Genomic DNA, 21,822 nt, shown 5'->3' with positions numbered 1-21,822 from the left:
AAATCTTACTTGTTTCAGTCACTTGCTTTTTGTTGAATACTTGCTCCAGTATCTAGGATAAAACAAACGTATACTATTTTACATAGCAAAAATACTTATTTTATGGAGTCAGGCAAATCTACCTTGCTTCAAGGTTTTAGTAGTCAGATATTTAAATTTAATTTATAGCAGTAATATACCTAGTAAAATCACTTAAATTTCAGGGATTTTTTGATTAAACCATTGTTCTCCTTGCCACAACGCATTGATTCATCTTGACATAGTTAACAGAGATTTGCCAGTCTAATTTTCTTTCTCTTGATAATCTCCAGCGTAGTTAATTACACAGATAGTTTGATATTTTTTATGAGTTCCATAAGCGACACCACTAACTTTAAATGCAGGGTTAAAGATATTAGTACGATGACCGCGTGATGGAACTCCATCATCGATAATTAATTGCATGATAATATCTTGGGCTGTATTCGGGCCATAGCTGATATTTTCTGCCGCAGTCTTCTGCCATTTACCATAGCGATTTAGGCGATCAAAAGGACTGCTCCCATCACTACCATAATGACCTGTAGTCCCTTTATTACCTTGGTCTTTAACATGAGCTTTTGCCGCTAAAGACATTCCTTTAGATATGCTTAACGCTCCTACAGGGCGTGCTGATCTCAGAAAGGCGATCGCTTTATCAACAGCTTTACTTCCTTCTTGGGTAATTAAGTAAGAATTGGATGATAATCTCACACGTTTACCTTGAAACCTCTGGCGATAGCTTTCCAAAATTGGGATATATGATTTAGGATTTTGTCTAACTTTATTTGTCTCACTAATTACTTGTTGTTCTACAAGTGAAAGATCATCTGACTTAGCTACTAAATATAAATTTAAACTGGCTGCTTCATCTAAAATTAAATCTGATTTTGCTAAAGATATACTATGTTTAAAAATTTGAGTGTAACAAATAGTAATTAAAATGCTGATGATTAAGGATGGTAACTTCATGTGTTTGATCATGGCTGCATAAGTTCTATATATAAAGTAATTTTTATTACCTGTCACCCTCAAAGATATGTAATGAATTAAGTATAATAAATCATTTACCTTACGGAGATACTCGTCGTCAAGCCAAACTACCTGGATTTCTCTCTTGTGAGAAATCCAGGGGAGTGGGAAGTGTGGGAGGGGTGGGAGAATAGTGAAGAAATCTTTCCCCCCACACTCCCCACACTCTCTACCCATACGTAAGAAATTCGGGACTAGAAGTAGCTAGTCGAGGACTGATACCAGAACAAAAAAATTAATAACAGCAGTCTACTGGGCAAATCAGTTAAAGTAAAGATAAGTAAAGAAAGTGCTTGAATCATAAATGGCCGCTCTACCCTTACAGGAAATTTCTGCTCAGTTAGAAAGTTCAAACTTACGCGATCGCATGGTTGCACTTGCCAGTCTGCGCGATGTCCCTGCTGAAGATGCAGTCCCTTTAATTAAAAAAGTCTTAGATGACGATTCTCTGCAACTGCGTTCTATGGCTATCTTTGCCTTGGGAGTTAAGCAAACTGACGAATGCTACGCTATTTTGGTCAGAATTTTGCAAACTGACCCTGATTATGGCATTCGTGCCGATGCTGCTGGTGCATTGGGCTATTTAGGTGATACCAGAGCATTTGAAGCATTAGCTAGGGCATTTTATGAAGATACTGATTGGCTAGTCCGCTTTAGTGCAGCTGTCGCTTTAGGCAATCTGAAAGATCCACGCGCCCGTCAAATTCTCTTACAGGCTTTGGATAGTAATGAAGCGGTTTTAAAAGAAGCAGCGATTTCTGCACTCGGTGAAATTGGCGACTTAGAAGCAGTTGATAGTATTCTCAAATTTGCTCAGTCAGATGATTGGTTCGTTAGACAAAGACTGGCAGAAGCTTTGGGGAATCTGCCAACTCCCAAGAGTATCTCCGCTTTAAAATATTTAGAGAAAGATAGTCATCCTAACGTTGCCGAAGCAGCAAGAATCGGCCTCAAGCGAATTGAAGAAAAAGGCAAGCAAACATAAAATTTCCTTCTCCTGCTACCTTTTAATAATAAGAGGGACTTTTAGTATTTCGATGCAGGGTAATTTAATTCATGAATATTGAAGAGTTTTTTGAATTAAGTGCTGGTAAATGGTTTTCACACCGCACTAGCCATCACTTAGCATTTAAACAGTCTGAAGATGGTAAATCCGATATTGTAATTGAGATGTTGGCAGCAGATCATCCCGAAGTGATCAAACTGTGTCAACAGTACGAAGTGAACCCCAGTGAAGCTACCTGTGGTGCAAGAGTCACCTGGAACGGCACAATGGAATGGGATGAAGAAAAACACACAGGTTCAACGGTGCTAGTTACTGTCCCCGATGCTGATAATCCCAATGAAGGTAGATTACTGCGCGAAATGGGTTATGCCGAAAAAGCGCCTGTCGCCGGTCGTTACAAAATGGGTAGTGATGACGCATTAACTTTAACCACAGAATACGAAACTATGTGGTCGGAAGAACGTCTGTGGTTTGCCAGTCCCAATTTAAGAATGCGCGTTAGTATTCTCAAACGCTTTGGTGGCTTTAGTATGGCTTCCTTTACTTCAGAAATTCGGATGGGTGGTGCTTCAGCTGCGACAAAAGCAGCAGAAGTTAGTAATTCAGCTTCCTAAAAAAGTAGAGACGTGCGATGTTGCACGTCTCTACTTTTTCTGACTGGAATCTCTATGAATGTCATATTTTTGATGAAAACCGAATTTTTAAGCCATAATTTTTACTTTTCGATCGCTACCAAGTCCTTGACTGGATGCCAATGCACCGACATTCCGTTATTTGTGCATTGGATAATCTCTTCACAGTTGCCCGTGCCAACATTCCAGATTCTCACAGATTACAAACCAGGACGTGGACAATAAAGCCATAGGACAGCCAGTAAAAATTACAAGTGCGTAGACACGGAGTGGCTTGTCTTCAGACATCGCTCATAGTTGGGGATAGTTGTGAGCGATCGCAGGCAGAAGCAACTATGATTAAATTAGCCTGAATAACCTAATTTAAGTCAACAATGACAGATATCTCCAAAACTTCTCGACTGCAAAATGCGATCGATGTTGCAGAATCCTTATCGCTAGAAGAACAGCAATCATTACTAGAAATTTTAGCAAAACGCTTGCATAGAAAACAACGCCAGCAGCTTTTGGAAGAAGTCCAAGAAATTCGCCAAGAGGTTGCAGAAGGCGGAATTAAATACGGTTCTGTGAAAGACTTTTTAGCGGAGTTGGATGCTTGAGAGAAATCGCTTGGAGTCCAAAATCTCTACGTGCTTTTAAGCGTATGGTACGTCAAAATCCTCAATTACGCACCTTGATTGAAGAAACTCTAGAACAACTTGCCACAGATCCTTTCCATCCTACGTTGAAAACTCATAAGCTTTCAGGCGAGTTTGCTGGAATTTGGGCTTGCTCCATTGACTACAGCTATCGCATTCTTTTTGAATTTGTGGCTAACCAAGAAGAAGGCAAAGAAGACGCAATTCTCCTACTAAATGTGGGTGATCATGATGATGTCTATTAGTGCGATCGCTAATCTTGTAGAAGGCCTTAGCGGTGAGAGTACGGCATCGCCGAATTTATTAATTAGCGATCGCTCCTAGCAGGGTGGGCTACTATCAATTTAGTCAGTAGGTATCGTTTGGAAGGATGTTTAAATTTGGAGTAAGTTAGCGATCGCCTGTGGTAGTGGCAAAATAATGATAATTAATAAAGCCATCGCCATTAATCCCAAAATATCGCGTCCATTATCCAATTCACTAACATCATTTAATGCTGGTTCATCAACTAGCGGCATAAATAATAAAATTATTGCCCAAACAAAAAATTCTGACTGTACCAAAGATAGTAATAGCAGTAACAATCGCGCTATTTGACCAATCATCATAGCGGTGCGTTGTCCAAACATTGCATGAACAATGTGTCCGCCATCGAGTTGTCCCACGGGCATTAAATTTAAGGCTGTGACAATTAATCCTAAAAAACCAGCTACAGCTAAAGGATGTAAATCAATAGCAGATTTAGCTGTGAGTTGACTGCCTAAAGCTACCTTAGAAAGCAAAGCTAATAAAATAGAATATTTCGGATTCAAGGCATCAGGATTGAGAATACCCATTTTGTCATTCATGGGGACGATTTCAGAATGAGCTAAACCCCAGATTAAAATCGGTAATGTGGCGATAAATCCGGCAATTGGCCCGGCAATGCTGATATCAAATAAAGCTTTCCGGTTAGGAATTGGACTACGCATTTGAATGAACGCACCGAAAGTCCCCAAAAAGAAAGGCATGGGGATAAAATATGGCAGGGTTGAGCGAATTTTGTAGAATTTAGCTGTTAAGTAATGACCCAGTTCGTGAGTGCCTAAAATTGTGATTAATCCCAAGGAATATGGCAATCCTTCTAACAAAGTTTGGGGATTTGATTGCAATGTTGTGAGTTCAACCCCAGAAATTCTAGCTCCCACAAAGGTGGTCGTGAAAAGAGTTGTAATTAATAGTAAAAGTGCTAATCCTGGTCTGGTTAATTTTTCGGTTTTGTTTTGATTAACTGCTGAAGCGGCTTGTGAGTTAGGCACTAAGACAAAAAAGGGCTTACCATTTATGCCTTCTTGAAAGATGAGCAAAAAGCGATCGCCAAATTGTGATTCGACGTTGGCTTTAATTCGCTGGTAAGCTTGCTGCGGTGTAGTGCGTAACTGTCCGCGACAGATAATTGCTTGGGGTCGATACTCAAGATTTTGAATATAGTATACAGACCAAGGAAAACAATTTCGTAGCTGGCTTTCTTCGGTAGGTTCAATGGGACGCACTGGTACTGGTTCTGCGGTAGGATGGATAACCGATTCTGGTTTGGGAGTTTGAGGTTCAGTTTGCTTATCTGTTGACGCTGTTCGCCCCCATTGAAATAACAGCCAGTATAACAAGAGACAAACAATAGAAGAACCGATAATCAGTGATGGTGGCGGAGGTTGTTTAATGCCATATCTGGCTGTCCATCCAGTCAATAGTAATGCTGGTGTCATTAAAACTAGCCATAACAACCAAACAGGCGTACGTGTAATGCCAAGCGCACTGCGTTGCACCATCAAATAAGTAGCTAGTCCTAGGAGGAGGAGAAACCAAAAATTCATGTTTTCTTTAATAATTTGGAAAAATATCCCACCAGTAGTGTCACCACCACAAAGCAGAATCTCAAACCCCAATTTTTAACAATAGTTAACTATTAAGGCAGAATTTTTTAGTACCAATTTGTTCCATCATGACCACAGATGAACTGCACAAAAGCTAATAAAACAACGGTTTGACAATCTCAAGCCGAAAATTAGATCAGTAGTTCAACTCTGTGATTAAATTTGTAGCACTCCTCATTTTTGTATAGTTTTTCTCATGGGTTCCTTACCTCAACCACCCGGTCATCATGCTAAAGCACCACGGCCTGTACTTGACAGCATTTTTGCTTTTGTGCCAAATCGGGACACATTGGGAGGAACCTCCTATTTCATTGTAAGAAATGAAGGGAATATCCTCATCGATTGCCCAGCGTTAGAACAAATAAATCTGGATTTTTTGCGATCGCATGGGGGTGTACGCTGGTTAGTGATTACGCACCGTGGTGCCATTGGCAAAACCCCAGAACTCCAGCAAGCTTTGGGTTGTGAGGTGATCATTCAAGAACAAGAAGCCTATTTATTACCTAATTTAACTGTTACGACCTTTACCCAAGAAATTATTCTTACTTCCACAACCCAAATTATTTGGACACCAGGGCATTCTCCTGGTTCCGCTTGTCTTTATGACAGCACATTCGGCGGCGTTTTATTTTCTGGTCGGCATTTATTACCCAATCAACAGGGTGAACCAGTACCATTACGTACCGCTAAAACCTTTCACTGGCCTCGACAAATTAAAAATGTTCAATCTTTACTAGAACGCTTTACCCCAGACACCCTTGAGTATCTTTGTCCGGGTGCAAATACAGGTTTTCTGAGAGGTAAGCGTGTGATAGACCAAGCATATCAGCGTTTAGCTGCCTTGGATTTCTCCGACTTGTTACAGGTACAGGCAATTTTATAGAGGGAATAGGGAGTAGGGAGTGGGGAGTAGGAAGGGGAAAGTTTTTGATCAAAGGCTGAGTCAAGACTTTCATGTTAACTTTTTCTCTCTTATCTACCTTGTCTCCCTTGTCTCCCTTGTCTCCCTTCTCCCATTTCCAGGCAGATTGTAAAAAACCTACATTCTTCCCCTACTCCCGACTCCCCACAACTAAAGGATTCTGTGCCAATATCTCGACGGCGGCTTGATATTGGGAATCTGCTTCTGTGGCAAGTTGATCGCGGGTAATGGGTTGTTGGGTAACTATTTTATCTGGCTTAATTCCGAGTTTATTAATATCTCGATGTTGGGGAGTTTCATATTTAGCAATTGTGACTGCTAAACCAGAACCATCTGACAGTTCAAATAAAGATTGAATTAAGCCTTTACCAAATGTAGTTTCGCCTACTAATTGGGCGCGGCCATTATCTTGCAATGCGCCAGCGAGAATTTCACTAGCACTAGCAGTTCCTTGATTGACCAGAATTACTAAGGGGTCTTTTGTGAGTGCTGGGCCAAAAGCTTCAAAACTTCCTTGAATACCTTGACGATTCACTGTGTAGACAATGGTGCCAGAATCTAACCACAGCCGCGCAATTTCCACGCCAGCCTGTAAAAGTCCCCCTGGATTATTGCGTAAATCTAAAATATAGGCAGCAGCGCCTTTTTTCTCTAGACTATTAATAGCGTGTGCCAACTCTGTAGAGGCGTTGGCGTTAAATTGAGTCAGGCGAAGATAGCCAATGGATGTGCCTTGAGAAGAAGTACGCAATTGGGCAACAACTGGGTTAAGTTCAATGCGATCGCGCACTATACTCACTTCTCGCTGTGCTTCGCCATCACGCTCAATTAACAGCGTTACTAAACTGCCAATGGGGCCGCGCATCCTGGCTGCTGCTTCATCCAAAGTTAAATTCTCTGTGGAAAATCCTTCAATTTTGAGAATGCGATCGCGCGGTCTAATGCCGGCTTTCTCGGCTGGTGAACCTTCAATCGGCGAAACCACCTCTAATTGACCTGTTTGGGGATTGAGGGCGATTTGCAACCCAACTCCAGTTAATTCTCCAGAAGTATTGACCTGCAAGCTACGGTACTGTTCTGGATCTAAAAAACGGGTAAAAGGATCATCTAGACTCTTGAGCATGGACTGAATGGACGTGTAAGCAGCTTCTTTGTTAGTCAAAGGCTTCTCTAGCACCTTTTGTCTCACACTTGCCCAGTTTTGATGATTAAATGTGTCGTCTAAATAAGTCCGATTGACAATGCGCCAAACTTCTGAAACAAGCTTTTGTTCACTGGTCAATGCTGTGGCCGTTGGGATAAACCCGCCAAGCGCCAAACAAAATCCCAAAAATAGTGACAAAACCACCCGAAAAACGTACTTTTGCATGAACCCCATTCTCAATTCCACCTGAACCCAAATTGTATCGAACTGCCCAGTTCTCTCGTTGTTGATGAAATCTATCTCTCGACTATGTTACTTTTTTTATAGAAGTAGTGCATTGCTCTCATCAAATTGTTAAGGCAATCTATGAGTACACAAGGCACTCTACAAACGATAAAATCTTCTTTGGAACTGGCATTTGAAGTGTTTGGTTGCAAAGAGAACGCCATATATTTCATATTTACAGAGTGTTAAGTTGCTGAAAACGCTCATCACTCTGAAAGCAAAAAAACCAAACAAACAACCTTTTTGTGAAAATCCCAAAATTGCCAATTGGGAGATTTATCAACCGCAACCGATTTTTTAGGAACTTGAGATTGTATGGCCAACGTTTACGACTGGTTTGAGGAACGCTTGGAAATTCAGGCGCTTGCTGAAGACGTAACAAGCAAGTACGTCCCTCCCCACGTCAACATCTTTTACTGTCTGGGTGGAATTACTCTAGTCTGTTTTCTCATCCAGTTTGCTACTGGATTCGCAATGACGTTCTACTACAGACCAACAGTTACAGAAGCTTATGCTTCTGTACAGTACATCATGAACGAAGTAAACTTCGGTTGGCTGATTCGCTCCATCCACCGTTGGTCTGCCAGCATGATGGTGTTAATGATGATTCTGCACGTTTTCCGGGTTTACTTAACTGGTGGTTTTAAAAAGCCCCGCGAATTAACCTGGGTAAGTGGTGTCATCATGGCTGTGATCACCGTTTCCTTTGGAGTAACCGGCTACTCTCTGCCTTGGGATCAAGTAGGATACTGGGCTGTGAAAATCGTGAGTGGTGTACCAGAAGCGATTCCTGTTGTTGGGACATTGATTTCTGATTTGTTGCGCGGTGGTTCTAGTGTTGGTCAAGGAACATTAACTCGTTACTACAGCGCCCACACCTTTGTTCTACCTTGGCTAATTGCAGTCTTCATGCTGTTCCACTTCTTGATGATTCGCAAACAAGGCATTTCCGGGCCTTTGTAATTTCATTGTTGGTTCAGCCAAAATGTGAACAGGCATTAGCTATTTCCAGACAAATTTGTTTGTTTTAAACTGATGAACAATTAGATATGGCACATCAGTAAAAAATCACAGACAGTTTGACTAAGAAATAATGGCTATTCCCCCGTCTGACAAGACTGGGGAAGCCTCAAAGCAAATGGCTAACATCAATGCTTTAACTGAAATTCAGCAGGAGAACGCATTTAAAAATGGCAACACAGAAAAAACCCGATCTGAGCGATCCTATCTTAAGAGCCAAGCTGGCTAAGGGAATGGGTCACAACTATTATGGTGAACCCGCTTGGCCCAATGACCTACTTTATATATTCCCAGTTGTAATTATGGGATCTTTCGCTTGTATTGTGGCTCTAGCTGTACTAGATCCAGCAATGACAGGTGAACCAGCAGATCCTTTCGCTACACCACTGGAAATTCTACCAGAGTGGTACTTGTACCCTGTATTCCAAATTTTGCGATCGCTTCCTAACAAATTGTTGGGAGTTCTCGCAATGGCTTCCGTACCCCTGGGACTAATTCTGATTCCCTTTATTGAGAGCGTGAATAAGTTCCAAAACCCCTTCCGTCGCCCAGTTGCAACTACAGTATTTCTGTTTGGCACTTTGGTAACTTTGTGGTTGGGTATTGGCGCAGCTTTACCTTTAGACAAATCCTTGACCTTGGGACTTTTCTAAATTAGATTAGTTACCGAAAATTGCTTTGACGCTTGTGTAAGTTTGATTAGCATGTAAAAGGGTGTGGGTGGTGGCTAAAACCACTCATACCCTCTAAAATATGCTAGTGAAACAACTAACAAGCGTCAATTTTAGTAATTTAGTACAAAAAGGCAAAAGGAAGAATATTGATACCACAAGCTTTTTAGCAATTTATTATGGTCTGTTTATTTACTCCAACTGTACTAGGCAGTACCTGAGATTTTTTGGGTATATAGCAAAGCAGATTTTAGGACATTTAACTTTGTCCCATAACATCACAAGCTATACCAAAATTAAAAATCTCCCCAAGTCAACCAGTCAAAACATTTTTATTGAATACTCAAGTCAAGGTCAATGCTGAGAATGGTGGAGCGCGACCATCTGACTGTCAGGAGCGAACTTCCGCTCTTAAATAAGGTTCAACAATGGTTTGAGCAGTTTTGTCTCAAATATTTATGTCAACGTGGTTGGACAGAACACCAACTCTATTGTCTGAATTTAGCTTTAGCAGAGGGCTTTACCAATGCAGTTCGCCATGCTCATGAGACTTTACCACCGGAAACAACCATAGATATTGAAGTGAGTCTATGGGTTGACCGAATGGAGATTAGAATTTGGGATCATGGCCAGCCTTTTAATCCAGATGAAATCGCCGAGCCGGAACCTGGTAATCCCCAGGAAGGAGGTTATGGCTGGTTTTTGTTGAGGCGTTTGACGGATCGGGTGGTTTATGAACGTAGCACGGATGAGCGAAATTGTCTGTTAATTATCGAGTACAGTCACCAATAAATTCCAATGGTGAAAAATCAGGTGATTTAAGGGTAAATACAAAAAATCAGTGTATAAAAAATACACTCAGTCTGGTAAAGTCAGCATACGATTTTAGTGACATTTTTGGTAAAATTTGGCAGCAGTATAGAAATAATTCAAGCTGCACTAAAGTAGAACTTGTATTAATAAAAACTTAAATGCTGACTGATTTAACCCAAAGAAAACTACAAGGTATTAACAAAGTTCACCCAACTCCGCACCAATCTTTCGTTTTTATCGAAGTTTTTGGTTGTGAAGGGGGGATTCAGTCTTATGTCAAAGATATCTTTCAGGCTTATACAGAGTTGAATGCAGGTTACAAGACAGATGTTTTCGTCCTGCGAGATAGTCCAGACTGTGTTAATCCTTTTGTGTCTGAGAGTGTAAAATTCCATTATTTTAAAAATAAGTCGCCGCAAATTGGCAGAATGGCGATGGCTGGGGCTTTATTAAAGTTTCTTTTACAAAAACGTCCAGAACGTGTATTTTGTGGTCATATTAAACTTGCCGTCTTAATCCAAACTCTTTGTCAGCCGTTAGGTATTCCCTACACAGTCCTCACCTACGGAAAAGAAGTCTGGGAACCCTTAAATACTCTAGAACGCCGCGCACTCGCCGCAGCCAGTGAAATTTGGACAATCAGCCGTTACAGCCGCGATCGCGCTTGTGTAGCTAATAGAATTAACCCCGACAAAGTGAAAATGCTGCCTTGTGCAATTGATGGTGATAAATTTACCCCAGGGGAAAAACTACCAGAATTAGTCGAGAAGTATGGTTTAACAGATGCTAAAGTCTTGATGACAGTAGCACGCCTGTGGTCGGGTGATATTTACAAAGGCGTAGATGTCACAATTCGGGCTTTACCTCAAATCGCGCAGGTTGTCCCAGAAGTGAAATATTTGGTAATTGGGCGTGGTGATGATCAACCGCGATTAGCCAAGTTAGCCCAAGATTTGGGAGTAAGCGATCGCGTTGTGTTTGCTGGTTTTGTCCCTACAGAAGATTTAATCGCCCATTATCGCCTAGCAGATGCTTATATCATGCCTTCTCAAGAAGGTTTTGGCATTGTTTATCTAGAAGCAATGGCTTGTGGTATCCCAGTTTTATCGGGTGATGCAGATGGTTCGGCTGATCCTTTACAAGATGGTAAACTAGGCTGGCGAGTCCCACACCGTGATGCTGATGCTGTCGCCGCCGCTTGTATTGAAATTTTACAAAAGAATGATCAACGCTGTGATGGCAAGTGGTTGCGCGAACAAGCGATCGCCCATTTCGGGACAGTAGCCTTTAAACAGCAGCTTGCAGCGTTAGTAAAAACATCTTAACCAATGACCAATAACAAATGACCCTTGACAATCTCTAAACTCGCTATCCTAGAAAGAGAGCAAGACTGTAATTAAAAAATGAGCTTTAACAATTCACAATTGAATATGCTAAATCTCCGCCCTTTGCTCACTTTCTTAGCAGTTATCTGGTTGCTAGGTTCATTGGGACTGGGTTGGTTAGTAAAATCTTTATTTATCCTGTTTGCACTGCTGTCACTAGCGCCTGTAGTGGCTTTCGTTGGGTTTCGCTGGTGGCTACAACGCAACTTAGTAACTGACAAGTGTCCTGTCTGCGCCTACGAATTCACTGGTTTGAACAATAGCCAATTACAATGTCCTAACTGTGGCGAACAGCTATTAGTCCAGAAAGGCCACTTCCAACGCTTTGCACCAGAAGGCACAATTGATGTGACTGCGGTAGAAGTACAAGCCCAATCATTGGAAGATTAACGAACAAGTCTTCAAGTGTAGGGAGACAAGGTAGACAAGGTAGACAAGGTAGACAAGGTAGACAAGGGAGATAAGTTAGATAAGGTAGATAAGAGAGAGATAGGATTGCTATAACTTCGTGTCCTACTTGTCCTTTGTGGTTCTTTGATACAAAAAATTAAGGGTGTAAGGGTTTTGGATACATATACCCCTACACCCTTACACCCAGTGTTTACAATCTTTGTGTGTAAATTCCGTCTATTTAACTCGCACTACCCAATCTCGCTTCAATGTCGGCTGCTTGGACTGCACCAGTGTATTTATCAGTGTTGATAACGAGGAATGGTGTACCAGAGATACCTAAATCATTCGCTTGTTTGAGGTCTTTGTCAATGGCTGTTTTTGCCAACTTGCGATCGCTCTCAAACTTCACCAAATTGAGGTTTAGTTTTTTAGCAATATCAACGTATAAGGTTTCACCTAGTTGCTTTTGATTTTCAAACAAAGCATCATGGTATTCCCAGAACTTACCTTGTTGTTTAGCAGCCCAAGCCGCTTGCGCTGCGGGGAATGCTTCTGGATGGACTCCAGTTAGAGGAAAATTCTTGTAAACCAATGTCAACTCGTCTTTATGCTTGTCTACTACTGATTTCAGAGTTTTATGTACTTCCGCACAGTAGGGACATTGAAAATCAGAAAACTCAACTAGCACTGTTTTGGACTTAGCCGCACCAGTGGTTGGTGATTCGCCAATGATATTTGCTGGGTTAGATTTTAAATCATCTAAAAAAGCTTGTTGGACTTTCTGTAATTTTTCTTGTTTAGCCAGTTGATACTCTTGCAGAGAGTTAAGAACGAATTGTGGATTGTTACGGATAATTTCTAAAACTTGCTTTTCGAGTTTAGAGTCAATGTCGGTAGCTGCTTGTGCAGGTAGTGTCCAGCCTAAGACCAAACACAGCAGGCAGACGATAACCCAGGTACGTAGATACTGAAATAATTGTCGCATATCAAAATACTGAAAGTGGTCTAGCACTATTTAAGTATTACCTACTGTCTGTAAAGTTAAAAAGCAGGGGATTGTAAATATTTCTTGTTGAGCTAAAGCAGAATTAAAGAGGGTTACAGCCTTGTGTTCTTTCTGAAATATTGATCTGAATTTGAAGTTTTTACTTAATTAAAAATTAAGGATTACTGATAACTCACCATATATCTTGGTGCGTTACGGCTAATTCTCATACTTTAAATCTAGGACTTACGCATAAAAACGAAAAATCAAGGGTTTTGGCGAGGGTATAGGGGTTCAGGGGTATACTGATTCAAAATCCTTACACCCCAAACCCTTTCACCCTTTCACCCAATCTCTACAGATAATCTTTGTGCGTAAGTCCTGGCCGTAATACACCCTACTTTTTTTGGAGAGAAATTGCCACCTTGCATCTTTGACGCATAAAAAGTCTATAATGCCGTGTGACACGGCATCATAAGGATGGATACGTGCATGAACATTTAGCAAGAACTAGAGTGAATCTATGGGTAAGCAGCGTGTGCTGTCAGGAGTTCAACCAACTGGTAATCTGCACTTAGGTAACTACTTAGGCGCGATTCGCAACTGGGTAGAAATCCAAGACCAGTATGAAAATTTCTTTTGTGTAGTGGATTTACACGCGATTACTGTACCGCATAATCCAGCGTCTTTGGCGGCAGATACTTACACCATCGCCGCACTTTACCTGGCCTGTGGGATTGATTTAAACCACTCCAGTATCTTTGTCCAGTCCCATGTTTCTGCACACAGTGAACTTGCTTGGCTGCTTAACTGCATCACTCCCCTAAACTGGCTACAAGACATGATTCAGTTTAAGGAAAAGGCTGTTAAACAAGGAGAAAACGTTAGTACAGGTTTGTTAATCTACCCAGTGCTGATGGCGGCTGATATTTTGCTTTATCAGGCGGATAAAGTGCCGGTGGGTGAAGACCAAAAACAACACATAGAACTGACAAGGGATATTGTCAATCGATTAAATCATCAATTTGCTAAGGATCAACCAGTTTTGAAGTTACCAGATCCTTTGATTCGGAAAGATGGCGCAAGGGTGATGAGCTTGACCGATGGGACACGCAAAATGTCCAAGTCTGATCCGTCAGAGTTGAGCCGGATTAATCTGTTAGATCCACCAGACCAGATTGCAAATAAAATTAAGCGGTGCAAAACTGATCCTGTCAGGGGTTTAACTTTTGATGTTCCAGAACGGCCGGAGTGTAATAACTTATTAACTTTGTATATGTTGCTGTCTGGCAAGACCAAAGAAGCAGTAGCAGCAGAATGCCAAGATATGGGTTGGGGACAATTCAAGCCGTTATTGACAGAAACAACAATTAATGCATTACAACCCATCCAAGAAAAATATCAGCAAATTATGGATGACAAGGGTTATTTGGAGTCTGTGTTGCGTGATGGACGGGAAAAAGCACAAGCGATCGCTAATCAAACTTTAGCAGATGTGAAAGCAGCGTTAGGCTACTCTATGCCTGTGTAGTTCGTCATGGCCTATAGGGAAGCTTGTACTTAAGTTTATACTTACGTACTTCTTAACTAGCAAGTGCTGGGGAAGAATGATCATTGTTTTTCTTCCCCACTTCCCGATTCTGCCCCTTGTTCTTTAAGGTGTAATTTGTTATACGCTTAAAAAGAACATAAAGAATAACGTTATGGAAGATAACCATAGCTGTGCTGCTTTAAATTATTTCCGTAAAGCCGCGCAAGCGGGGGAATTTTTAGTTACCGCCGAGGTAGCACCCCCAAAAGGAGGAAATCCTACTCATACAATTGAAATGGCGGCGACTCTTAAGGGGAGAGTTCATGCTGTCAATATTACTGATGGTAGCCGCGCTGTGTTGCGAATGTCGTCATTAGTGGCTTCAGCGATTTTATTACAAAACGGCATTGAACCAATTTGTCAGATGGCTTGCCGCGATCGCAACCGTATCGCCTTACAAGCCGACTTGATGGGCGCTCATGCTTTAGGTATTCGGAATATCTTAGCTTTAACAGGCGACCCGGTAAAAGCAGGTGATCATCCTGATGCAAAGGGTGTCTTTGATTTAGAGTCAGTGCGACTACTGCAATTAATTCAAAAAATGAATCAAGGTGTTGATTGCAACGATAAACCCTTGACTGATGGCGCGACAGATTTATTTGTCGGTGCAGCCGTAGACCCGCAGTGTGCAAGTTGGTCTGGTTTGCAAAGTCGCTTTGAACGTAAAATTTCAGCCGGAGCGCAGTTTTTTCAAAGTCAATTAATCACTGATTTTGAAAGACTAGAAAAGTTCATGGATAAGATAGCGTCTGTACATAACAAACCTATTTTGGCAGGAATTTTTCTGTTGAAATCGGCGAAAAATGCTCAATTTATTAATAGGTGCGTTCCGGGTGTAAATATACCTGAACATATTATTGATAGATTAGCCAAAGCCAAAGACCCCCTAGAAGAAGGTGTCAAAATTGCCGCAGAACAAGTGCAAATAGCAAAGCAATTGTGTCATGGTGTCCACATGATGGCTGTGAAGCGGGAAGATTTGATACCTAAAATCTTAGATTTAGCTGGTGTTGCACCAGTTACTCAGGTATTAGCGAAGTAGTTTCAAAAATCTTTCATAATTTTTATTATGGCAGCTGTTTTATTGCAGCTGCTTTATTGTTTCTTAAGTGTAGAGAATGTTGCGACTGTAATGACATATATGACATACACCTATGAATGTTAGAAAGTAGTAAGATCGAAGTAAATTATCTAAATCATAATGTTCAGTATGATTTTGAAAATAATAAAGATTACAAATTAATAATCAAATACCCCTTAACTCCAAGAAGTAGCCATTATGACACATATAAATGATCTCAATCCAGAATATTTTAAAAAAGAGATGGAAGTCAAAGAGCCAGATATTCTAGAAGAAGATAATGAAATAGAAGAATTATTTATTGATGAAGGGAATGTTGTATCAGAAGAAGAAGTTAATGAACCCTTTGAAGCAACTGAAATTAGAGTTGAAACTAGACAGAACAGCATTAATTATTTATTAAGCAAAATCATAAATAATGAACTTGAATTATATCCTGAATTTCAACGCAAATCAGTTTGGAATGAAGTTGCTAAAAGTAGGCTTATTGAATCGATTTTACTGCGTATTCCCCTACCAGCATTTTATATTGATGCAACCAATGAAAATAACTGGTTAATAATAGATGGTTCACAAAGGTTAACTAGTTTAAAGGAGTTTGTAATTGATAAAAAACTGAGGCTAACTGGATTAGAGTCATTTACTGAGTTTAATGGAAAAATATATGATGAAATACCTCGTAATTACCAACGTCGTATAGAAGAAACCCCTCTCACAGTTATTTTTATTGAACCAGGCACAGCCAATAATTTTAAGCAAGTTATATTTGAGCGTATTAATACTGGTGGTTCATCCTTATCAATACAGGAAATTCGTCATGCTTTAAATCAAGGTAAAGCAACAAAGTTATTAGAAAATTTAGCTGTATCGTCTGAATTTAAAATCGCTACTGACAATGGTATAAGGCCAGATAGAATGGCTGATCGTGAATGTATACTTAGAGTATTAGTGTTCATGATAAACGATCAAGAAATTTTCAGAAAAAGCAAAAGCTTTAAAAGAATATTAGATAAGTCTATGTCATATATAAATTCTATGTCTGATGAGGAAATAAATTTAATAGAAAAGCAATTTTTAAATTTAATGAAATTAGCCTATGACATCTTTGGCAAAGATGCTTTTCGGAAATTGAAAGTAGGAACAAGGCGATATCCCATTAACAAAGCTTTATTTGAAAGCTGGTGTGTTAATTTATTTAAACTTAGTGATCAAGAAATTAAAATTATTAAAGAAAAAAAAGAAAATATTAAACATAAAATGATTGATTTGACTAACGAGGGTAAATTTGATACTCCTATATATAGAAGTACAGGAAACCTTAAGACTGTATTACATAGATTGGATGAAATTGCAGAAATTATCAAGGCAGAATTGTCATGATATATTCACTACATTTGAAAAACTTTAAACCTTTTGAAGACCAGCTACTAGAGTTTAGGCAACTAACTCTATTATCAGGTTTAAATGGCATGGGTAAGTCTTCAGCCTTACAATCATTGCTGTTATTACGTCAGTCATATCAACAAAGACTTTTACAAAGAAAACGTTTGGCTCTAAATGGAGATTTAGTAAGTATTGGTACTGCTAAAGATGCTTTATTTGAGGGAGCGAAAGAGGAATTAATCGGTATTAAACTGATAGTAGAATATCGAGAGAAAATGACATGGGAATGGAATTTTAGATATGACCAAAAAGCAGATGTTTTACGTACTGATATTGCTCCAATAACCCAGGAAATACATGATTTTAGCCTTTTTGGAAATTATTTTCACTATTTGCAAGCAGAAAGGCTTGGCCCTCGTAATGTTTTTGCAATGTCAGATTATTCAGTAAGCCAAAATTTTCAAATTGGTACTAGAGGTGAATATGCGGAACATTTCTTATACATTTTTGGTGATCAAAAAATAAATACTATTGGGCTTGAACAGAAAATTTCACAGAATATTCCTAAAAGTTTGGAACGCTTTAAACAAAATGAACCAAATAAATTAAGTCATCCAAAAGAAAAATCTTTATTACTGAAAAATCAAGTAAAGGCATGGATGGGAGAAATAAGTCCTGGCACAAGAATTCATATCGACCCGATTGAAGGTGTTGATTTAATGAGTTTGCGATACTCATTTGAAATGGGCAAAGAGGTGAGTAGCAGATATCGTAATACTAATGTTGGCTTTGGAATTACTTATACTTTGCCAGTTATAGTAGCTGCACTTGCATCTATTCCAGGTTCATTAATTATAGTGGAGAATCCAGAGGCACATCTTCATCCTCAAGGACAGACCAAAATGGGTGAATTGTTAGCACTTGCAGCTAGTTGTGGTGTTCAAGTAGTGATAGAAACTCACAGTGACCACGTTTTAAACGGAATTCGGTTAGCGGTACATAATGGCAAACTTGAACCAGAGGATGTTCAATTGCATTACTTCCAACGGCAAGAAAAACAAGGACAAGTCTTTACAGAAGTAATATCACCGCAAATTGATCGTAATGGAAGAATTGATCAATGGCCTGATGGATTTTTTGATGAGTGGGAAAAAAATTTAATCACCTTATTAAAGCCAAGGGATGTTTAAAGCATGGATTTGGAGATGGTGTTAAATGAACTGTCGTTACGAATTCCTGCTGATAATATTCAAACGGCTCAACAAAGAATGTCGGATTTAGTTGATACAGCCAGAGAGGCGGCAGAATTTGGTGTGAAGCCAATAATTCGTACTCATAGTGATTTTTATAATAGTCTACTGGCATACAATTATTCTTTGTCTGATTGGTTTGTAGACAAAAATGTGGATAGAGATAAAGTACGTTTTATTCTCACGTCTACAAAAACTCCTTTCTTAGCAGATATTCAAAATTCTGAAATTGAGAATAAAACCACACTGTCTGATTTCTGTTGTGAAGGAGAAATTAGCGAAGGATTGAAAATTGCTTATCTATTGGAATCTGTAGCTTTAAGCATTCAATCAGAGCCACAATGGGAATCTCATATTATTACTTTGCAAGCTACATGGCTAGAAGATAATGATACTTATCATTCTGATACATTTACAGTTGTTCATGCTAGTAATAAAAAACATATACAAGTTCATATTCCTTGGATACAGGAACGCCTGAAAACTGGGATTCGTGATGGGGTAGATTTATGGAATCGGAGAGAAGAGCTATTCCCTAATCTAGTCTTCTGCGACAGTGTTAGTGTACAAATACAAAGTATTGAAAATGGTAATCCGATTTTAAGACAAGTTGCAGGTCGATTATTTGCACTTGAACGATCTTGTAGAATTTGGAGCGATGGTTCTTATGACTTAAATCAACTGAATAAAGCATCTCCAGAGAGTGAATCAAGACTGCAAAAATTTCAAAAATTGCTAACATTCAACTGTCCTGATGGCAAGGAGCGCATTTTTAGTTTACATCTACGTATGACACCAGGAGATTGGCGGCTTCATTTTTCTACAGAGTTAGGGCCTGGTAAACTTATCATTGGGTATATTGGAAGAAAAATACAGTAATTTTTAGGCTGAATTAGTATCAGCGATCGCTATGAGTCTAACTACAGCAAAATAGATAATAGACGAATATCATCGTATGATTGCGGGGGGTATAGAGAGTAACAATAAATATCTCAAAAAATTCAGCCATCAGTTAGAGGATTTCTCCCACAAGAATTTTTAGCGTAGAGATATCAATATATCTTCTCAAGAACTTCCCAGCTATGCCTCTTTACAAACTCGAAGAATTTGACCCTCAATACCGAGAAACATTTGGCGGTGATGATGTTAAAGGTTTAGAACTCTATACTGAGGGCGGAGTAAAAATTGCTTCCGTAAGTGATGCTTTAGTTGATCCAAATGGGCGTTTTCGCTATTTAGTGATTGACACAGGCTTTGATACTCTTGGTAAGAGAATATTACTACCAATCGGTCTTTCACGCATCAACTATCCCGAACAACGGGTATATGTCGATGGACTTAGTAAAGAGCAAGTGGAAAAGCTACCTGAGTACCACGAAAGCTATACAGTTGATGAAGACTATGAAGAAAGAGTACGCAGTGTATTTCGTCAGATAAATAGTAATGTAATTTACGATCGCAATACATATAATTATCAAACAGAACCTAATTTATACAATTTGAATGATCAATATCATCAAACACTTAGATTGTATGAAGAACGCCTCATAGCCAATAAACAGCGCGTTAAAACCGGAGAAGTTGCAGTTGGTAAACATACGGAAACTGAAACTGCACGAATTACAGTACCTGTTCAAAAAGAACGTGTTGTAATTGAGCGAGTTTCACCCACAGAAACAGGAACAGTCCTTGACCCCAATGAAGTGAGATTTCAAGAGGGTGAAGTAGCACGTATAGAAGTTTACGAAGAAACACCAGAAATTCGCAAAGAAGCCTTTGTTCGGGAAGAAGTACGAGTTAAAAAGGTAGTAGACAGAGATACCGTAGAAGCTGAAGACACAATTCGCCGCGAAGAGTTAGATGTGAATACTACAGGCGAGTTGCAGGTAGATAATGCTGCAAAAGATAGTCAAGGAACTATTTAGTTAAAAGCACAAAATTCAAAAAAATGTAGGGGCTTTTGACCTTGTTCTTTAGCCTCTATGTCTCTATTTGTATTATCCATAAATTGAAATAGTATGAGGCGGAAAAATATCTCCCTTTCGATAATTTGAAATTAAGGTACTTCATTCGAGAGAAAGATGTATAGAAGAGAATAAATTTTTACCTTAAGAATTGAAAGTTGATATACGAGTTCCGAGGAAAAATATAATGTCTCTTTACAAATTAAATGAATTTGATCCAGACTATCGTGATACTCTGGAAGGTAATGATATTAAAGGTTTAGGCGTATATACGGAAGGAAATGATGAAAAGATTGGTACAGTCAATGATGTTTTAGTTGATGATGAAGGACATTTTCGCTATTTAGTTGTTGACTTAGGTTTCTGGATTTTTGGTAAAAAAGTATTATTGCCGGTAGGTCGTAGCCGTATTGATTATGGGCGCGATCGCGTTTATGCTGTGGGTATGACCAGAGAGCAAGCAGAAGACTTACCAGAATTTGACGAACGCCAAGTTGATTACGATTATGAAGAACGAGTACGTGGTGTTTATCGTAATCCCCAATATAGTACCACCCCTGTAGATACAGCCACACCTCTAGATACTACTGCAACATTAGATACAGGTTTTACAGCTACTCCAGCAACAGCAGTCACCACACCAACTTTCACCCGCGATACCTATAATTACGAGCAAGAGCCTTCTTTATTTGGATTAAATGAACAAGACCATCAAACCTTGAGATTATATGAAGAACGGCTAGTTGCTAATAAGAGAAGACAAAAAACAGGTGAAGTTGCTGTTGGCAAACATATCGAAACTGAAACTGCTAGAGTTTCCGTACCAGTGGAAAAAGAGCATGTTGTCATTGAACGCATTACCCCAGATGATGCTGGTAGAGTTGTTGCGCCTGGAGAAGCTGACTTCCGTGAAGGCGAATTTGCGCGTGTAGAAATTCACGAAGAAACTGCTGACATTCGCAAAGAAGCATTTGTCCGTGAAGAAGTTCGAGTCCGAAAAGTGGTAGAGCAAGATACCGTTGATGCTCAAGAAACAATACGTCGGGAAGAGTTAGATGTCAATGCTCCTGGACTCCCAATTGAAGAACGCTAATTAGTTGAGGTGTGTTCAGTTTTGTCATTAGTCATTTGTGCCTTATCCTTAGTCAATACAAATGACTAATGACCAAACAACTTTCACAAGTTGTATTAGAGAATATTAGTATGGAACAAGCTAATTTAGCAGAATTTTCTGAAGAAAAAATTGTGCGTTTACTAGAAGAACATTTAGTAGTTGATACTAATATACATAAAGTCGGTGAAGTAATTGTTCGCAAAGAAATTGAAACGAGGATAGTAGAAGTACCTGTCCGGCGGGAAAAATTAATTGTGGAACAAGTTAGCCCACAATATAAGCAACTAGCAGAAATAGATTTAGCATTAGAGGAAATTTCAGAAATTACCTTAACTGCAATTGAAGATGGCGCAGTTGGTAATTTTGTTGGTGATTTGACGGTGAATGGAGAGTTTAGCTCACCCAAAATTGCTAGTTTAATTTTAAATGCGATCGCTCTCGAAAAAAATCACGGCTGTCAACGTGTGCGAATCTCTATTTTATGTGACAATGAATCACACAAACAAAAATATCAAGAGTGGTTTGACCGTTGCTCCAAAGGTCAACAGCCTCAATCTCTTTCATAAGTTTCTAGCAGATGAT

General features: G+C 39.5%; 23 protein-coding genes. 19 read left to right on the top strand and 4 right to left on the bottom strand.

Translation table 11 applies throughout. The features are described 5' to 3' along the window. Nucleotides 1–282 precede the first annotated feature (282 nt). Nucleotides 283–990: a CAP domain-containing protein gene (locus H6G77_RS27870; RefSeq protein ID WP_190873278.1), complete on the bottom strand. Its 708-nt coding sequence runs from the start codon at nt 988–990 to the stop codon at nt 283–285. Nucleotides 991–1,354: 364 nt separating this feature from the next. Here H6G77_RS27870 and H6G77_RS27865 point away from each other — a divergent pair, with 364 nt between their 5' ends. The 5 genes from H6G77_RS27865 to H6G77_RS27845 all read left to right on the top strand — a co-directional run bounded on the left by H6G77_RS27865 (nt 1,355) and on the right by H6G77_RS27845 (nt 3,571). Continuing rightward, nucleotides 1,355–2,035 (top strand): HEAT repeat domain-containing protein, encoded by a 681-nt coding sequence (locus H6G77_RS27865; RefSeq protein WP_190592613.1) that lies wholly within the window; start codon nt 1,355–1,357, stop codon nt 2,033–2,035. A 71-nt stretch (nt 2,036–2,106) separates the two neighbouring features. Next, nucleotides 2,107–2,670, top strand: coding sequence for a phycobiliprotein lyase (locus H6G77_RS27860; protein ID WP_190592614.1), 564 nt, complete (start codon nt 2,107–2,109; stop codon nt 2,668–2,670). 54 nt (nt 2,671–2,724) lie between these two features. Continuing rightward, a complete protein-coding gene (locus H6G77_RS27855) occupies nt 2,725–2,913 on the top strand; it encodes a hypothetical protein (protein WP_190592615.1) in 189 nt (62 codons plus the stop codon). Between the two features lie 149 nt (nt 2,914–3,062). Next, nucleotides 3,063–3,287, top strand: a complete 225-nt coding sequence (locus tag H6G77_RS27850) for a hypothetical protein (protein ID WP_190592616.1) — start codon at nt 3,063–3,065, stop codon at nt 3,285–3,287. Beyond that, nucleotides 3,284–3,571: a type II toxin-antitoxin system mRNA interferase toxin, RelE/StbE family gene (locus H6G77_RS27845; RefSeq protein WP_190873277.1), complete on the top strand. Its 288-nt coding sequence runs from the start codon at nt 3,284–3,286 to the stop codon at nt 3,569–3,571. The genes H6G77_RS27850 and H6G77_RS27845 overlap by 4 nt, the downstream gene beginning before the upstream one ends. Nucleotides 3,572–3,700: 129 nt before the next feature. On the opposite strand, the gene H6G77_RS27840 is transcribed toward H6G77_RS27845, so the two are convergent. Further along, nucleotides 3,701–5,179 (bottom strand): site-2 protease family protein, encoded by a 1,479-nt coding sequence (locus H6G77_RS27840; RefSeq protein ID WP_190873292.1) that lies wholly within the window; start codon nt 5,177–5,179, stop codon nt 3,701–3,703. A gap of 256 nt (nt 5,180–5,435) precedes the next feature. Here H6G77_RS27840 and H6G77_RS27835 point away from each other — a divergent pair, with 256 nt between their 5' ends. After that, nucleotides 5,436–6,122: an MBL fold metallo-hydrolase gene (locus tag H6G77_RS27835; protein WP_190873276.1), complete on the top strand. Its 687-nt coding sequence runs from the start codon at nt 5,436–5,438 to the stop codon at nt 6,120–6,122. Between the two features lie 169 nt (nt 6,123–6,291). Here H6G77_RS27835 and ctpA read toward each other — a convergent pair whose 3' ends face one another. Continuing rightward, nucleotides 6,292–7,539: a carboxyl-terminal processing protease CtpA gene (ctpA, locus tag H6G77_RS27830; protein ID WP_190873275.1), complete on the bottom strand. Its 1,248-nt coding sequence runs from the start codon at nt 7,537–7,539 to the stop codon at nt 6,292–6,294. 366 nt (nt 7,540–7,905) lie between these two features. On the opposite strand from ctpA, the gene petB reads away from it, so the two are divergent. The 5 genes from petB to H6G77_RS27805 all read left to right on the top strand — a co-directional run bounded on the left by petB (nt 7,906) and on the right by H6G77_RS27805 (nt 11,869). Continuing rightward, entirely contained in the window at nt 7,906–8,553 is a 648-nt protein-coding gene (gene petB / locus H6G77_RS27825) for a cytochrome b6 (protein WP_062297765.1), read from the top strand. Between the two features lie 227 nt (nt 8,554–8,780). Next, the gene (gene petD, locus H6G77_RS27820) at nt 8,781–9,263 is read left to right on the top strand and encodes a cytochrome b6-f complex subunit IV (protein WP_190592621.1); all 483 of its coding nucleotides are present in this window, start codon (nt 8,781–8,783) and stop codon (nt 9,261–9,263) included. Nucleotides 9,264–9,638: 375 nt separating this feature from the next. Beyond that, complete coding sequence (locus tag H6G77_RS27815; RefSeq protein WP_190592622.1) at nt 9,639–10,073, top strand: anti-sigma regulatory factor; 435 nt, start codon at nt 9,639–9,641, stop codon at nt 10,071–10,073. Between the two features lie 179 nt (nt 10,074–10,252). Next, nucleotides 10,253–11,419 carry a glycosyltransferase gene (locus tag H6G77_RS27810; protein ID WP_190873274.1) on the top strand — a complete coding sequence of 389 codons (1,167 nt, stop codon included), beginning with the start codon at nt 10,253–10,255 and terminating at the stop codon, nt 11,417–11,419. Nucleotides 11,420–11,497: 78 nt separating this feature from the next. Further along, a complete protein-coding gene (locus tag H6G77_RS27805) occupies nt 11,498–11,869 on the top strand; it encodes a hypothetical protein (protein WP_190592624.1) in 372 nt (123 codons plus the stop codon). A 241-nt stretch (nt 11,870–12,110) separates the two neighbouring features. Here H6G77_RS27805 and H6G77_RS27800 read toward each other — a convergent pair whose 3' ends face one another. Then, complete coding sequence (locus H6G77_RS27800; RefSeq protein ID WP_190592625.1) at nt 12,111–12,857, bottom strand: DsbA family protein; 747 nt, start codon at nt 12,855–12,857, stop codon at nt 12,111–12,113. A gap of 523 nt (nt 12,858–13,380) precedes the next feature. Here H6G77_RS27800 and trpS point away from each other — a divergent pair. The 8 genes from trpS to H6G77_RS27760 all read left to right on the top strand — a co-directional run bounded on the left by trpS (nt 13,381) and on the right by H6G77_RS27760 (nt 21,806). Continuing rightward, the gene (trpS, locus tag H6G77_RS27795; protein ID WP_190873273.1) at nt 13,381–14,388 is read left to right on the top strand and encodes a tryptophan--tRNA ligase; all 1,008 of its coding nucleotides are present in this window, start codon (nt 13,381–13,383) and stop codon (nt 14,386–14,388) included. A 172-nt stretch (nt 14,389–14,560) separates the two neighbouring features. Beyond that, complete coding sequence (locus tag H6G77_RS27790) at nt 14,561–15,490, top strand: methylenetetrahydrofolate reductase (RefSeq protein WP_190873272.1); 930 nt, start codon at nt 14,561–14,563, stop codon at nt 15,488–15,490. A gap of 237 nt (nt 15,491–15,727) precedes the next feature. Then, the gene (locus tag H6G77_RS27785) at nt 15,728–16,909 is read left to right on the top strand and encodes a DUF262 domain-containing protein (RefSeq protein WP_190873271.1); all 1,182 of its coding nucleotides are present in this window, start codon (nt 15,728–15,730) and stop codon (nt 16,907–16,909) included. Next, nucleotides 16,906–18,102 (top strand): DUF3696 domain-containing protein, encoded by a 1,197-nt coding sequence (locus H6G77_RS27780; protein ID WP_190873270.1) that lies wholly within the window; start codon nt 16,906–16,908, stop codon nt 18,100–18,102. The genes H6G77_RS27785 and H6G77_RS27780 overlap by 4 nt, the downstream gene beginning before the upstream one ends. Before the next feature lie 15 nt (nt 18,103–18,117). Beyond that, on the top strand, nt 18,118–19,041 hold the full coding sequence (locus H6G77_RS27775; protein WP_242049324.1) for a hypothetical protein: 924 nt from the start codon (nt 18,118–18,120) through the stop codon (nt 19,039–19,041). Between the two features lie 203 nt (nt 19,042–19,244). Continuing rightward, nucleotides 19,245–20,087 (top strand): DUF2382 domain-containing protein, encoded by an 843-nt coding sequence (locus H6G77_RS27770; protein WP_190873268.1) that lies wholly within the window; start codon nt 19,245–19,247, stop codon nt 20,085–20,087. 226 nt (nt 20,088–20,313) lie between these two features. Next, a complete protein-coding gene (locus tag H6G77_RS27765; RefSeq protein ID WP_190592632.1) occupies nt 20,314–21,219 on the top strand; it encodes a DUF2382 domain-containing protein in 906 nt (301 codons plus the stop codon). A gap of 68 nt (nt 21,220–21,287) precedes the next feature. Beyond that, nucleotides 21,288–21,806, top strand: a complete 519-nt coding sequence (locus H6G77_RS27760) for a DUF2382 domain-containing protein (protein WP_190592633.1) — start codon at nt 21,288–21,290, stop codon at nt 21,804–21,806. Nucleotides 21,807–21,822 lie beyond the last annotated feature (16 nt).

The sequence above is a fragment of the Aulosira sp. FACHB-615 genome, from assembly GCF_014698045.1.
Lineage (GTDB): Bacteria > Cyanobacteriota > Cyanobacteriia > Cyanobacteriales > Nostocaceae > Nostoc_B.
The sequence above is the reverse complement of the archived record's forward strand: the minus strand, read 5'-3'. Positions and strand labels throughout refer to the sequence as shown.